General features: G+C 64.3%; 9 protein-coding genes. 3 read left to right on the plus strand and 6 right to left on the minus strand.

Annotation, left to right across the window (positions count from 1 at the left end; genetic code table 11):
- The first annotated feature begins 2 nt into the window (after positions 1 to 2).
- Complete coding sequence (locus AC5RTT_RS01480; RefSeq protein ID WP_494143711.1) at positions 3 to 1,364, plus strand: aspartate aminotransferase family protein; 1,362 nt, start codon at positions 3 to 5, stop codon at positions 1,362 to 1,364.
- A gap of 81 nt (positions 1,365 to 1,445) precedes the next feature.
- On the opposite strand, the gene AC5RTT_RS01485 is transcribed toward AC5RTT_RS01480, so the two are convergent.
- From AC5RTT_RS01485 to AC5RTT_RS01505, 5 genes are all read right to left on the minus strand, one after another.
- Positions 1,446 to 3,464: an ABC transporter ATP-binding protein gene (locus AC5RTT_RS01485; RefSeq protein ID WP_494143712.1), complete on the minus strand. Its 2,019-nt coding sequence runs from the start codon at positions 3,462 to 3,464 to the stop codon at positions 1,446 to 1,448.
- On the minus strand, positions 3,461 to 5,194 hold the full coding sequence (locus tag AC5RTT_RS01490; RefSeq protein ID WP_494143713.1) for an ABC transporter ATP-binding protein: 1,734 nt from the start codon (positions 5,192 to 5,194) through the stop codon (positions 3,461 to 3,463). The genes AC5RTT_RS01485 and AC5RTT_RS01490 overlap by 4 nt, the downstream gene beginning before the upstream one ends.
- 166 nt (positions 5,195 to 5,360) lie before the next feature.
- On the minus strand, positions 5,361 to 6,347 hold the full coding sequence (locus AC5RTT_RS01495; protein WP_494143714.1) for a TAXI family TRAP transporter solute-binding subunit: 987 nt from the start codon (positions 6,345 to 6,347) through the stop codon (positions 5,361 to 5,363).
- A gap of 7 nt (positions 6,348 to 6,354) precedes the next feature.
- The gene (locus AC5RTT_RS01500) at positions 6,355 to 7,791 is read right to left on the minus strand and encodes a sensor histidine kinase (RefSeq protein WP_494143715.1); all 1,437 of its coding nucleotides are present in this window, start codon (positions 7,789 to 7,791) and stop codon (positions 6,355 to 6,357) included.
- Positions 7,788 to 8,456 (minus strand): response regulator transcription factor, encoded by a 669-nt coding sequence (locus AC5RTT_RS01505; protein WP_494143716.1) that lies wholly within the window; start codon positions 8,454 to 8,456, stop codon positions 7,788 to 7,790. Before AC5RTT_RS01505 ends, AC5RTT_RS01500 begins: the two co-directional genes overlap by 4 nt.
- 227 nt (positions 8,457 to 8,683) lie before the next feature.
- Here AC5RTT_RS01505 and AC5RTT_RS01510 point away from each other — a divergent pair, with 227 nt between their 5' ends.
- On the plus strand, positions 8,684 to 9,994 hold the full coding sequence (locus AC5RTT_RS01510) for an Nramp family divalent metal transporter (RefSeq protein WP_494143717.1): 1,311 nt from the start codon (positions 8,684 to 8,686) through the stop codon (positions 9,992 to 9,994).
- A gap of 128 nt (positions 9,995 to 10,122) precedes the next feature.
- On the opposite strand, the gene AC5RTT_RS01515 is transcribed toward AC5RTT_RS01510, so the two are convergent.
- Positions 10,123 to 11,751, minus strand: a complete 1,629-nt coding sequence (locus tag AC5RTT_RS01515) for an SLC13 family permease (protein WP_494143718.1) — start codon at positions 11,749 to 11,751, stop codon at positions 10,123 to 10,125.
- A gap of 245 nt (positions 11,752 to 11,996) precedes the next feature.
- Between AC5RTT_RS01515 and AC5RTT_RS01520 the strand changes: the two genes are divergently transcribed.
- A complete protein-coding gene (locus AC5RTT_RS01520; protein ID WP_494143719.1) occupies positions 11,997 to 13,391 on the plus strand; it encodes an MFS transporter in 1,395 nt (464 codons plus the stop codon).
- Positions 13,392 to 13,401 lie beyond the last annotated feature (10 nt).

Here is a 13,401-nt window from a genome sequence, read left to right on the forward strand (position 1 = left end):
TGATGACCAATACCGTCCAAAGCATCCGCAAGCCTTCCAAGGCCATGGTCAACGGATTTGACCCCAACCGCACCGATGAGCTCCCGGATCAGATCCGGAAGAACATCCGGCGACGGGACCAGAGCCTCGGGCCCGGATACCGGCTCTTCTACGACACTCCCCTGGAAGTGGTCCGCGGCAAGGGCGTCACACTCTTTGACCGGGACGGAAACGAATACCTGGACGTTTACAACAACGTCCCCTCGGTGGGCCACTGCCACCCGAAGGTCATCGCGGCTGTCCACGAACAGATGCAGACCCTGAACACCAACACCCGTTACGTCCAGGAATCCATCCTTGATTACTCCGAGGACCTCCTGTCCACGTTTCCCGCCGGGCTTGGCCATGTCATGTTCACGTGCACCGGGTCCGAGGCCAATGACCTCGCCATGCGCGTGGCAAAATACGCCACCGGAAACCAGGGCATCATCGTCACCTCCGGCGCGTACCACGGCCTGACAGCGGAGGTCGCGTCCTTCTCGCCGTCCTTGGGTATCGGCGTGCCCCTTGGCGCAAACGTACGCGTCATCGACGCCCCGGACGCCCTGCGATACTCATCGGATCAGGTCTCCCTCGAGGACCACCTCCGGAACCAGGTGCGTGCAGCCATCGCCGATCTCCACCGGCACGGCATTGGACTGGCGGCCTTCATCGCCGACAGCATCTTCTCCTCCGACGGCGTCTTCGCGGGCCCGGCAGGCTTCCTGCGCCCGATCATCGAAGAGGTTCACGCCGCCGGCGGCCTGTACATCGCCGATGAAGTACAGCCAGGCTTTGGCCGGACGGGCCAGGAATGGTGGGGCTTCCAACGCCACGCAATCGTTCCGGACATCGTCACCATCGGCAAACCCATGGGCAACGGCATTCCCGTCGCTGCGGCCATCTTCAAACCCGAACTGCTCGTGGAGTTCGGCAGGAACATCCGCTACTTCAACACATTCGGCGGCAACTCTGTAGCCATCGCAGCCGCCCAGGCCGTCCTGAACGTGATCCGCGAGGAATCCCTGATCGACAACGCCTTGAAGGTGGGCGAGAAGATCATCACCGGGTTGAAGGACCTCGCCCAGGGCCTGGACCAGGTGGCAGAAGTCCGCGGAAGCGGCTTCTTCATCGGCGTTGACCTCGTCACTGACCGGTCCTCACTCACACCCGACGGGGACGCCGCCGCGGGCATCGTGAACGCCCTCCGCGAGGACCGGATCCTCATCTCCGCCTGCGGAGCCCAAGGAAACGTCCTGAAACTCCGGCCGCCAATGCCCTTCTCCAGCAACGACGCCGACCGCCTCCTGGATGGAATCGGCCGCGCTTTCAAGACGCTGCGGTAGATGCAAGTTCCGGAAAGCACATGACATCCTGGCGTCGATGCCACCGCGGGGGTGCCGCCCATCACGCGGTACCCCCGCCGGTCAAACCTCCGCCACGGGCGCCGCAAACTGTGCCTCGTACAGCCGGGCATATGCCCCGCCGGCGGCCAGCAGTGTGGCGTGCGTGCCCTGCTCCACGATCCGGCCCGCCTCCATCACCAGGATGAGGTCGGCGTCGCGGATAGTGGACAGGCGGTGGGCAATCACAAATGAGGTCCGGTCGGACCGCAATGCACTCATCGCCTTCTGCACCAGCACCTCGGTCCGGGTATCCACAGAAGAGGTCGCCTCGTCCAGAATCAGTACCGACGGCCGGGCCAGGAACGCCCGCGCAATCGTCAGCAGCTGCTTCTCCCCCGCGGAGACGTTCGCGCCCTCGTCGTCCAGCACGGTGTCGTACCCGTCCGGCAGTGAGCGCACGAACCGGTCCACATACGTCGCGCGTGCGGCTTCGAGAATTTCAAATTCGGAAGCACCTGGCCGGCCGTAGGCGATGTTGTCGCGGATGGTCCCGCCGAACAGCCACGTATCCTGCAGCACCATGCCCATCCGCGAGCGCAGCTCACGCCGCGGCACCGAGGTGACGTCCACGCCGTCGAGCGTTATCCGCCCCGCATCCAGCTCGTAGAACCGCATCATCAGGTTCACCAGCGTGGTCTTTCCCGCCCCGGTGGGCCCCACGATCGCCACCGTCTGCCCCGGCTCCGCCACCAACGAAAGCCCAGAGATCAGCGGCTTGTCCGGCGAATACGAGAAGGAAACGTCCTCGAACACCAGCCGCCCGCGCCCAAACACCGGCGAAGCAGAAGCAGCAGGCTCAACAGATTCCTCCTCCTCATCCAGCAGCTCGAACACCCGCTCCGCTGAGGCAACCCCGGACTGCAGCACGTTGGCCATGGACCCCAGCTGCGCCAGCGGCATGGTGAACTGTCGGGAGTACTGGATGAATGCCTGCACGTCGCCCAGCTGCATGGCCCCGGACGCCACCTGCAGCCCGCCCACCACGGCAATCCCCACGTACACCAGGTTCCCGATGAACGTCATGGCCGGCATGATCAGCCCGGAAATGAACTGCGCCCCGAAACTGGCGGAATACAGCTCCGCGTTCTTCTGCCGGAACCGCTCGCCCACCTCCTGCTGCCGGCCGAACACCTTCACCAGCGCATGCCCGGTGTAGGTCTCCTCGATCTGCCCGTTCAGCTCCCCCGTGTGCTTCCACTGCGCCACGAACAGCTTCTGCGAGCGCTTAGCGATCAGCGCCGTGATCCCCAGCGTCAGCGGAATGGTCACCAGCGCGATCAGCGCCAGCGTGGGCGAGAGGATGAACATCATCACCAGCACGCCCAGCACCGTCAGCACCGACGTGACCGCCTGGCTGATGGTCTGCTGCAGGCTCTGCGAAATGTTGTCCACGTCGTTGGTGACCCGGCTGAGCATCTCGCCGCGCTGGATCGAGTCGAAGTACCGCAGCGGCAGCCGGTGGATCTTCGCCTCGATCTCCCCGCGCAGCCCGAACACCGTCCGCTGCACCACCCCGTTCAGCACATACGCCTGCACCCACATAAACGCGGACGACAGCACATACAGCACCAGCGCCCACGTCAGCACGCTGCCCAGCGCGGCAAAATCGATCCCCTGCCCCGGCGTCAGCGCCATGGGTGTCAGCATGTCCGCCTGCTGGTTCTCCCCCGCCGCCCGCAGCTGCGCAATCACCTGCTCCTTGGTGGTCCCGGCCGGCAGGTCCCGGGACACCACCCCGGCGAAAATCAGGTTGGTGCCCTCCCCCAGCAGCCGCGGCCCGATCACCGAGAGAGCCACCCCGGCCACCGCCGTCACGAACACCAGCAGCAGCCACGCCCGTTCCGGCCGCAGCCTCCCCAGCAGACGTTTGGCGGACGGCCAGAAGTTCATCGCCTTCTCCGCCGGGACGTTCATCCCCGCGAAGGGTCCACCGCGCCCGGGGCCGCCTGCCGGACGGGGAATGCGTACGACGGCGGCGCCGCCCGGTGCGGAGGCGGGCGCGGCCTTGGTGCCGGATGAGGAAGCGGGTTCCGGGCTCATACCGTCTCCTCCGCCGCGAGCTGGGAGGACACGATCTCGCGGTACGTCTCCGATGTCTCCAGCAGCTGGCTGTGCGTTCCGCGCCCCACGATCCTGCCGTCGTCGAGCACTAATATCTGGTCCGCGTCCACGATGCTGGACACGCGCTGGGCGATGATCACCAGCGTCGCGCCGGCGGTGCTGCGCTTGAGGGCCTGCCGGAGCCGGGCGTCGGTGCCGGTGTCCAGCGAGGAGAACGAGTCGTCGAAGATGTACAGCTCGGGCCGCTTCACCAGGGCCCTGGCGATGGCCAGCCGCTGCCGCTGGCCGCCGGAGACGTTGGTGCCGCCCTGGCTGATGGGCGCGTCCAGGCCCCCGTCCATCCGCTCCACGAAGTCCCGGGCCTGCGCGATCTCCAGCGCCTCCCACAGCTCGTCCTCCGTGGCGTCCGGCTTGCCGTAGAGCAGGTTGCTGCGCACGGTGCCGCTGAACAGGTACGGCCGCTGCGGGACCAGGCCGATGTGCCCCCAGAGCAGGTCCGGGTGCAGCTCGCGCACGTCCACGCCGTCCATCCGCACCAAGCCGGTGGTCGCGTCGAACAGCCGGGGCATGAGGTTCACCAGGGTGGTCTTGCCCGCGCCGGTGCTGCCGATGATCGCCGTCGTCTGCCCTGCCCTGGCGGTGAAGCTGATCCCGGACAGGACGGGCTGGTCGGCACCCGGGTAGGCGAATCCGACGTCGCGCATCTCCAGCTCGCCGTTCCTCACCTTGGTGGTGACGGGGCGCTCCGGCGGGCGGACGCTGGACTCGGTCCGCAGGACCTCGCCGATCCGGTCGCCGGAGACGGCGGCACGCGGGATCATCACGGCCATGAACGTGGCCATCATGACGGACATCAGGATCTGCAACAGGTAACTGAGGAACGCGATCAGGGTGCCCACCTGCATGGAGCCGTCCTGGATGCGGAACGCGCCGAACCAGATGACGGCCACGCTGGAGACGTTCAGCACCAGCATCACCACGGGGAACGCGAGCGCCATCAGCCGGCCGGCGCGCAGGGCGGTGTCCGTGACGTCCTCATTGGCCTGTGCGAAGCGGTTCGTTTCGATGTCCTCGCGGACGAAGGCGCGGACCACGCGGATGCCGGTGAGCTGCTCGCGGAGGACGCGGTTCACGGTGTCGATCCGTTTCTGCATCTTGCGGAACAGCGGCACCATCCGGGCGGTGATCAGGCCGACGGCGATGAGCAGCACCGGGACGGCGACGGCGATCAGCCAGGACAGCTGCACGTCCTGCCGGATGGCCATGATCACCCCGCCGATGCTGAGCATGGGGGCGGTGACCAGCATGGTGGCGGACATCAGGACCAGCTGCTGGACCTGCTGGACGTCGTTGGTGGATCGTGTGATGAGGCTGGGCGCCCCGAACTTGGTGACCTCCTGCTCGGAGAACTCCCCCACCCTTTGGAAGATGGCGCCGCGCAGGTCCCGGCCCACACCCATGGCGGCCTTCGCAGCGAAGTAGACGGCGATGATGGCGCAGGCAATCTGCAGCAGGGTGATGCCGAGCATCACGCCGCCGAGGCTCACGATGTAGCCGATGTTCCCCTTGGCCACCCCCTCGTCGATGATGTCCGCGTTCAGCGTGGGCAGGTACAGGGACGCGATGGACTGCGCCAGCTGGAAGATCACGACGACGAGCAGCAGCGTGCGGTGTGGCCGCAGGTATTCAACAAGCAGTTTCCAGAGCATGGGCGGCTCCCGGCTGACGGACTGTCCACAAAGGTGGTGCGAGGGTCAGTTTACGTCCGGCGGCTGGGAACGGGGGCCCAGGTATTGGGGACAAACGTGGACGGGAGGATACGGCCTGGGGTGGCGCTTGCTTCCCCGGCTTGGGAGGGCTCCGGCTAGCTCAGACTTAGCCGTGCAGCGCCTGATAGGCAGCAACCGCTGCTGGGTGCAGGGGCAGGCCAGCGGTATTGATAAGGGTTTCCCGGCTCAGGAACTGGACGCCACGACTGGACAGGGGAATGAGTTCACGAGCGTGGTTCACCAGGAGCTCCACCGTCCGGGTAACTGTCCGGTCATCCAGGTCACGGCGGCAGAGCAGCAGATTCGCTACCCCTACCGTTCCGACGGCGGGAGTCCCCTCATAGCTGTTCTCAGGGATGAGGACGCGGTCGTAATAGGCGCCGTGATTTCCTCGCAGGGCGGGGATAACGGGAGAAAGTTCGAGGAACCGGAGGCCCACTTCGCTGTTGGCCCAAGCTATGGCAGCGGTGGGTACGCCACCAGACCATAGCAGCGCATCCACGGAACCGGCCCGAAGCGCAGCCAGCCCGGCATTGAGGCCGAGGTGGACCTCCCGGACAGCCCGGCCCGAAGGCCCCGCCAGCCCGGCGGCCTTGATGATCCGTTGGGCGGTAAAGGATGTTCCTGATCCAACGGCGCCGATGGCGGCCGTTTTGCCGGCGAGGTCGGTGAGGTTCCGGAGGCCGCTGTCCGTTCGCACAATGCAGTGGACGTAGTTCTCGTACACCTTTCCCAGGGCAACGATCCTGCCGGACTCGGCGGCAGCTTTCTCCACTGCGGCATCTGCCAGGGCAACCGCCAGGGTCGCCTCGCCCGCCATCAGCCGTTCCATATTCTCCAGGCTGCCCCCAGTCGTCATGGGGACGGCGTTGCCGGCCACCCCATGGCGCCGAAGCGACTCAGCCAGAAGGGTGCAGAATTCGAGGTAGAAGCCGCCGGGCTCGCCGCCGGCAACCGTCATGTTCTCCGGCTTGTCATCCGGAGAGCAGGAATTGACGGCCGGAACAAGAAGGCTCACCAACCCCAAAGTGAGTGCCGCTTTCAGGGCGGACCGCCGCGGCATGGAGCCAGGGGTCCTTGGGTTATTCCTCATCCCTGCGTTATTCCTCATGGGCGGGCCTCGCCGCAGGTGCGGCCTGGACGGGTAGGGGAAACTCAAGGCGGGCGATCAGCCCGTGGGGCACGCGATGGTCCAGGATCAGGCGGCCACCGTTTGCCCCGACGAGTTGGTTCACGATTGTCATGCCCAAGCCGTTACCCCGGATATCCCTATGCCTTGGAGACCGCCAGAATCTGCTGAGGGACGCCGCCCTCTCCTCCGCTGAGAGTCCCGGGCCGTCGTCGGCAATTTCTATTGCCGCCGTTCCGGGGAGGCGGCTGAGGGCAACAGTAATTCGGGCACTGGGGGCGTACTTGATCGCATTGTTAATCAACTCCCCGACCATCTGTGCCAGTTCCGCCGGGTTGCACCTCAGTTCCACCGGGCTGTCCGGTGCCTCCAGGATCAGCTCCGCGCCCGAGCGCTGTGCCGCGGGCCCGGCACGCTCCACTTCTTCCTGCAGCACGATCATGGGATCTGTGAGGGATTCGGTCTGGAGCGCGGGACCAACCGCAGTTCGGGCCGCACCTTCGACGGCCCGGTGCTCCGCAGCAGCGAGCTTCAGCACGCCGTCGAGGATGTCTTCCACCCGTTCCAGCTCTGCCAGTACCTTCGCCGCAGCCTCCTGCTCCTGCTGTGTTTGCAGCTGAAGCTGCAGCAGGTCCATCCTTAGCCTCAGGGCACCCACCGGGTTGCGCAATTGATGCGATGTGTCGGCAATCAGCTGGCGCTGGAAGTCGATGCTTCCCGTGACGGCCTGCGCCATGGTGGTGAAAGAGTGGCTCAGTTCCCGCAGCTCCGGCGGGCCGTCTTCGGGAAGATGGCTGGTCCGGCCTGTGGCGGCAAGTTCCGTCACGGCAGAGTTCAAGCGGTGAATGGGACGCAGCACCCAGCCCGTGACCCGTGCCGCCATGAAAAGCAGTACAGCCCAGAGAGCTGCCGCCACGAGGCCAACCGCGAGCCACCGCTCCCGCAGCTTCTGCCGGGCCGCGTCCTGGGTGACTTCGAGCACTGCCTCGCCCAGGACCTGGTTTGCGCTTCCAAAGGACCGGGAGATCACTTCAGAGCCCGATCCAAACGGGAGCAGCGGCGGCAACGTGGTACTGCTGAGATTAAGGCTCGCGCTGGAAAGCGCGGTGCGAACGTCGTCGCGATCCTGATCCAACCTGCCGGAGCTCAGCGTCTCATCCTGGAGGCGGATGATGATGCCCTCGCCGTAGAGCTCGGAGTACCTGTCCATCTCCCTCTTAAGCTGAGTGGTGTCATTGTCCAGGGCGGCATCGGAGGCAACCTGCGCGAACCGGTTGAGTGCCGCAGCACGGTTGATTTGGAGCTCCTGTGTCAGCTCCCGGCTGGCCGACGTCAGCAGAGCGAAAGACGCGCCGATCACCAAGAGCAGGGACACCAGGCTCAGCACGCCCAGGACGCGCAGCCTCATGCGGGTTCCGATTCAATCCTGTAACCGACGCCGCGGACATTGATGATGAAGCCCGGCAGGTCCAGTTTCGCACGCAGTCCCGTGAGGTGGACATCCAGGGAACGGGATGAGGCCAGGAACGCGTCCCCCCACAGCGCATCCAGGATCTGCTCCCGCGTAACCACTGACCCCGCGTGCTGGACCAGGAGCGCCAACAGATCGAATTCCGTGGCGGTCAACGGCAGAACCCGGGATCCTACCGATGCAATGCGGCGGTCGAGGTCGACGTCGAGTGTCCCGACTGTGAGATTGCGGTCCTGGGCCCCAGTGGTCCAGGCCATCCGCCTGGTCACAGCCTCGATCCTGGCGAGCAGTTCCACGAGTTTCACCGGTTTGACCAGGTAGTCATCTGCCCCCAGCCGAAGCCCCAGGACTACGCTCCGCTCGTCATCGCGGGCAGTGAGGATCAGAATGGGGCACTGTGTCACCTGCCGGAGTTTGCGGAGGACGTCCAGGCCGTCAAGGTCGGGCAGTCCGAGATCCAGGAGAATGACTTCGAATTTCCGGTGGACCAGCAGCGCATCCGTTCCACGGGGCACCCTGGTTGCCTTGTGCCCGGCCGACACGACGGCAGCCTCGAGGGCAGAAGCCATGGCATCGTCGTCCTCGACGATCAGCAATTCCATCTGCCTGGGTCCCTTTTCAGCTCGGTGAGCATCCGCAAAACGACATCGTATGGTGTGCCGGCGCCGAAACCTAAGGGAGTGTTAGGAAACCCTGGATTGCCTTTGACATGGCACCAGTCGCCCGTAGTTTGGCTTCAGTCCTCTTACTTTCAGGACCCCAACAACATCGAGGAGGAGCCATGAGCAACGATGCCATGGACAGCATAACCCCAAGGAATAAACGGCTCATGACTGTGAGCCAGCAGGTTCCTTCCGGAGTCAGCCACGCGGACCGCGTAGACGACGACGGCGGCCGGGCCGCCAAATGGCGCATCGTCGGCCCTGGCCTGGTGGTTGCTGCCACCGGCGTAGGTGCCGCTGACATGGTAGCGACACTGGTGGCCGGTTCCCGCTACGGCTACGGCCTGTTCTGGGCCGTCATTGTTGGCGTGATCCTGAAGATCATCCTCGTTGAAGGCGCCGGGCGCTACACGCTTGCCACTGGAATGACCATTTTCGAGGGATGGCGCTCCCTCGGCAAATGGACCACCTGGTACTTCGGCCCCTACATCATCATCTGGGGCTTCGTTTATGGGGCGACGGCCATGTCCTCGGCAGCTTTGCCCCTGGCTGCGGTGTTCCCCATCCTGCCGCTGTGGGCGTGGGCCATCCTGATGGGCCTGGCAGGATTCGCCATGGTCTGGTGGGGCAAATACGCCACCTTCGAGAAGATCACCGCCGCCCTGGTTGGCATGATGTTCGTTACCGTCGTCGGCCTCGCAATCATCGCCACTCCGAACATTCCCGAGATGATTGCCGGCCTGGTCCCGATGATCCCAGAGGCAAAGGACGGCGTTTTCTACACGATGGCCCTGGCCGGCGGCGTCGGCGGAACCATAACCCTGGCAGCCTACGGTTACTGGCTGCGTGAAAAGGGCTGGTACACCCCGAAGTGGATGAAGGTAATGCGGATCGACAACTCCATGGCCTACGTCATGACCGGCATCTTCGTGGTCGCCATGCTCATCGTGGGTGCAGAAGTTGTCCGCTCCGCCGGTGTTTCACTGAGTGCCGGTGATGAAGGACTGTTGGGTCTCTCTGACGTGCTCAAGGCAGAGTATGGCGACGTGGTGGGCACCGGCTTCCTGATCGGTTTCTGGGCCGCTTCCTTCTCCTCCCTCATCGGCGTCTGGAACGGTGTCTCACTCATGTTTGCTGATTTCTGGGGCAACATGCGGGGCAAGAAATCAGGCCACCCGGACACGCGGGTGGGTGGAAAGTACTTCAAGTTCTACCTTCTCTGGCTGACATTCCCGCCCATGATCCTGTTTGCGCTGGGCAAGCCGATCGGACTGATCCTGGCCTACGGCGCACTGGGGGCCCTCTTTATGCCCTTCCTGGCGCTCACACTGCTGGGCCTGCTCAACGGCAAGCGGATACCCAAGGCATGGGCGAACAGGCTGCACACGAACATCGCGCTGGGATGCTGCGCCCTGCTGTTCGTCGTCCTGGGTGTCCAGCAGCTCTGGGCTTCCCTCTCGCCACTCTTCGGCGGTTAGCCAGCTTTACGGGGTTCCCTGTAAAGCAGTCCGAAAGCACTGCGACTCTGTCAATCTCCACTTTCATTCCCCCAGCCCGGCGAAGACAGTTCGACGTTCTCGGTGCTGAGTAAGGCACCCAACAGGTGTCAGAGCACCAGGCCCAATGCGAAGGGGCCGATGAGCACCGTGAAGATGGTGATCAGCAGGACGCCCACAACGTTGAGCACGATGCCTCCCCGCACCATCTCGCTGATCTTGACGTTCCCGGTCGCAAAGACGATGGCGTTTGGGGGCGTTCCCACTGGGAGCATGAATGCGCAGGTGGCTGCCAGTGCCGCTGGAATAAGCAGCGTCATGGGATCGATGCCGATACCGACGGCGACCCCGCCCAGGATGGGGATGAAGGTGGCAGCAGTCGCGGTGTTGCTCGTGATCTCGGTAAGGAACAGGACGATGAGGACCACCGTGGCCAGCAGCAAAATGATCGGCAGCGCTCCTAGGCCAGTGACCCGCTCACCAAACCATGCGTCCAGGCCGGTGCCTGCCACCGCTGCAGCCAGCGAGAGGCCGCCTCCGAAAAGCAGGAGGACGCCCCATGGCAAACCTTCCTCTGCATCCTTCCAGTTGAGGGTCATATTCCCCTTCTTGTCGCCGGGGATGATGAACAGCAGCGCACCGGCCGCAATGGCAACCATGGTGTCGTCGAAGAGGTCCAGGAAAGGCATCTGATCACCGAGGTCACCAATGTTGGACAGCAGGCCCGGAACAATCCAGAAGAAAGCGGCGCCCGCGAAGACAGCACGCACGATCTTTTCACCCTGGCTCATGGGGCCGAGGGCAGCAATTTCGTCATTGATCAGCTGCTTGCCGCCGGGCACCTCCTCCAAGTGGAAACGGAAGATAAGCCGTGTGAGGAGCAGCCATGCAAGTCCGATGAAGACGACAACAATAGGGACGGCGAGCATCATCCACTGGGCGAACCCGACCTCCTTACCGAGTTCATCGCTGACGTAGCCGGCCACGATGGCGTTGGGAGGGCTGCCGAGCAGGGTTCCCAGTCCGCCGATCGTGGCTGACCATGCCACGGCCAGAAGCAGGGCGACGCCGAAAAGACGCACTTCACGATTCTCGATGAGGTCACTGACGGCCCCACCGGACCGGAGCTCCTCACCCAAGTTCTTACCACCAGTGCCGACGGCGGCTTCCGCGCCGTGCCTGCTGTTCTCCACCACAAGGGTCAGCACGCTCAGGGCAATAGGCAGCATCATTAGCGTGGTGGCCGTGTTGGACACCCACATTGAAAGGAACGCGGTGGAGATCATCATTCCCAGGATGATCTGGCGGGGATGGGTGCCCACCCGCCGCAATGTCAACAGCGCGATCCTGCGGTGCAGGTTCCACTTCTGCATGGCAATCGCGATCAGGAAGCCGCCGAGGAACAGGAAGACGATCGGGTTCGCGTACGGGGCGGTGGTCTCGGCGATGCTGCGTTCCGTCAGCAGGGGCAGAAGGGCGATCGGCAGCAACGACGTCACCGACAGGGGTATCGCCTCCGTCATCCACCAGACCGCCATGAGGGTACCGACGGCGGCTACCACGCGGGCGTCATTGGACAGGCCGGAGTTGCTGAGAAGGAAGTAGACGATGATGGCCAGTGCCACGCCGAGGCCGCGGACAAGCCAAATACGGCTTGTTTTTCGGGCAGGCCGGCCTTCGCCGGGTTCCTCATCAAACTCACCCTGTTCGGGGATTACTCTCCTGGATGGTTCGCTCATTTCCGGCCTCCACACGCCGTTATGGGAGTAAGTGGCAACAAAATAGCAGCACGTTAAGGGGACAACAACCCCTTGCCTGTAGCCAGCAGGGGTTGTCGGCGTTGACGTAGCGTACGTCACGGACTAATCTTTAATGAAACGATTCAAGGGAACGGGCTTTCCCTGCAGGACTACCAAGGTCACATTGACCGTGCGGAACCAGTCAGGTTCCGGCTCCTTGCCAATGACGACGAAGGAATCACCACATGAGCACCACCCCCGGGGCATTGCATCCAGCCCCTGAAGCCAGTGCCGGCAAAAGGGACCCGAGAAAAGCGGCGATGAGCGGCTGGATCGGGAGCGCACTCGAGTACTACGACTTCGCGCTGTACTCGCTGGCCGCGACGCTCATCTTCCCCGCCATCTTCTTCCCCACCGAGAACCCCACCGTGGGGATCATCGCCTCGCTTGCCACCTACGCGGTGGGCTACGTTTCCCGCCCGGTAGGCGCCGTCGTTCTCGGTGCGTACGGTGATCGGCACGGCCGCAAGCAGGTGCTCGTCTTCGCCATGCTGCTGATGGGCTTCGCCACCTTCGCCGTCGGCCTGCTGCCCACGTACGGGCAGGTGGGCATCCTGGCGCCGATCCTGCTGGTGATCCTCCGCCTCATCCAGGGCTTCGCCGTTGCAGGTGAACTAGGCGGCGCCAGCGCGATGATCGTGGAGCACTCCCCCGACGCCAAGCGCGGCTTCTTCGCAAGCTTCAGTCTGCAGGGCACCCAGGTGGGCTCCATCCTGGCCACCGCCGTCCTGCTTCCCCTTGCCGCCATCCTCCCCGCAGACCAGTTCCAAACCTGGGGCTGGCGCATCCCGTTCCTGCTCAGCGCCTTCGTGATCCTGGCCGGCTACGTGATCCGCCGTCGTGTTCAGGAGCCGCCCGCATACGTGGCACAGTCCGAAAAGGGCAAGGCCAAGCCGCGGTTCCCACTCGTTGACCTCGTGCGCAGCTACCCCTGGGTCCTGGTCCGGTGCATCCTGATGACCTTCACCAATGTGATCGGCATGGCAACCCTGATCTTCGGCGTCTCCTACGCCACCCAGAAGGGCTACGGCAACGGCTTCTCCAGCAGCGACTTCCTCTGGGTGACCCTCGTGGCCAACATCGCCGCCGTCGTCACTATCCCGCTGTTCGGCGCACTGTCGGACAAGATCGGGCGGCGGATGCTGATGGTCACGGGCGGCATAGGCGGTGGCGCGCTGGCTGGCGGTTACCTGTGGGCCATCGAACAGGGCAGCCTTGCACTGGTCTTCGTCTGCATCGTCATTGTGCAGGGCCTCTTCTTCCAGATGTGGAACGCCACCTTTGCAACGTTCTTCCAGGAGCAGTTCCCCATGCGGATCCGTGTGACCGGCTTCGCGGTATCGCAGAACCTGGGCCTCATGATCGCCTCGTTCTTCCCCAGCATCTTCACGGCGGTGGCGCCTCCGGGCTCGGCCAACGTTCCCGTGGTCATCGGGCTGGTCACGTTCGGCATCTGCGCCGTGGCAGCACTGGCCACCCTCCTGTCCCCCGACACCCGGGGCAAGTCGCTGGATGACCTCGAGGACCGCAAGGCCAACGAATCTGTCCAGCCGGATGAGCTGGCGGGCACGGCGCGCTGATTACTGGAAA

Source organism: Arthrobacter sp. Y3221157 (assembly GCF_059089865.1).

Excerpts from the sequence above, each read along its gene's own strand:
- AC5RTT_RS01480 (WP_494143711.1), top strand. The coding sequence starts at position 3 with ATGACCAATACCGTCCAAAGCATCCGCAAGCCTTCCAAGGCCATGGTC.
- AC5RTT_RS01485 (WP_494143712.1), bottom strand. The coding sequence starts at position 3,464 with ATGAGCCCGGAACCCGCTTCCTCATCCGGCACCAAGGCCGCGCCCGCC.
- AC5RTT_RS01490 (WP_494143713.1), bottom strand. The coding sequence starts at position 5,194 with ATGCTCTGGAAACTGCTTGTTGAATACCTGCGGCCACACCGCACGCTG.
- AC5RTT_RS01495 (WP_494143714.1), bottom strand. The coding sequence starts at position 6,347 with ATGAGGAATAACCCAAGGACCCCTGGCTCCATGCCGCGGCGGTCCGCC.
- AC5RTT_RS01500 (WP_494143715.1), bottom strand. The coding sequence starts at position 7,791 with ATGAGGCTGCGCGTCCTGGGCGTGCTGAGCCTGGTGTCCCTGCTCTTG.
- AC5RTT_RS01505 (WP_494143716.1), bottom strand. The coding sequence starts at position 8,456 with ATGGAATTGCTGATCGTCGAGGACGACGATGCCATGGCTTCTGCCCTC.
- AC5RTT_RS01510 (WP_494143717.1), top strand. The coding sequence starts at position 8,684 with ATGACTGTGAGCCAGCAGGTTCCTTCCGGAGTCAGCCACGCGGACCGC.
- AC5RTT_RS01515 (WP_494143718.1), bottom strand. The coding sequence starts at position 11,751 with ATGAGCGAACCATCCAGGAGAGTAATCCCCGAACAGGGTGAGTTTGAT.
- AC5RTT_RS01520 (WP_494143719.1), top strand. The coding sequence starts at position 11,997 with ATGAGCACCACCCCCGGGGCATTGCATCCAGCCCCTGAAGCCAGTGCC.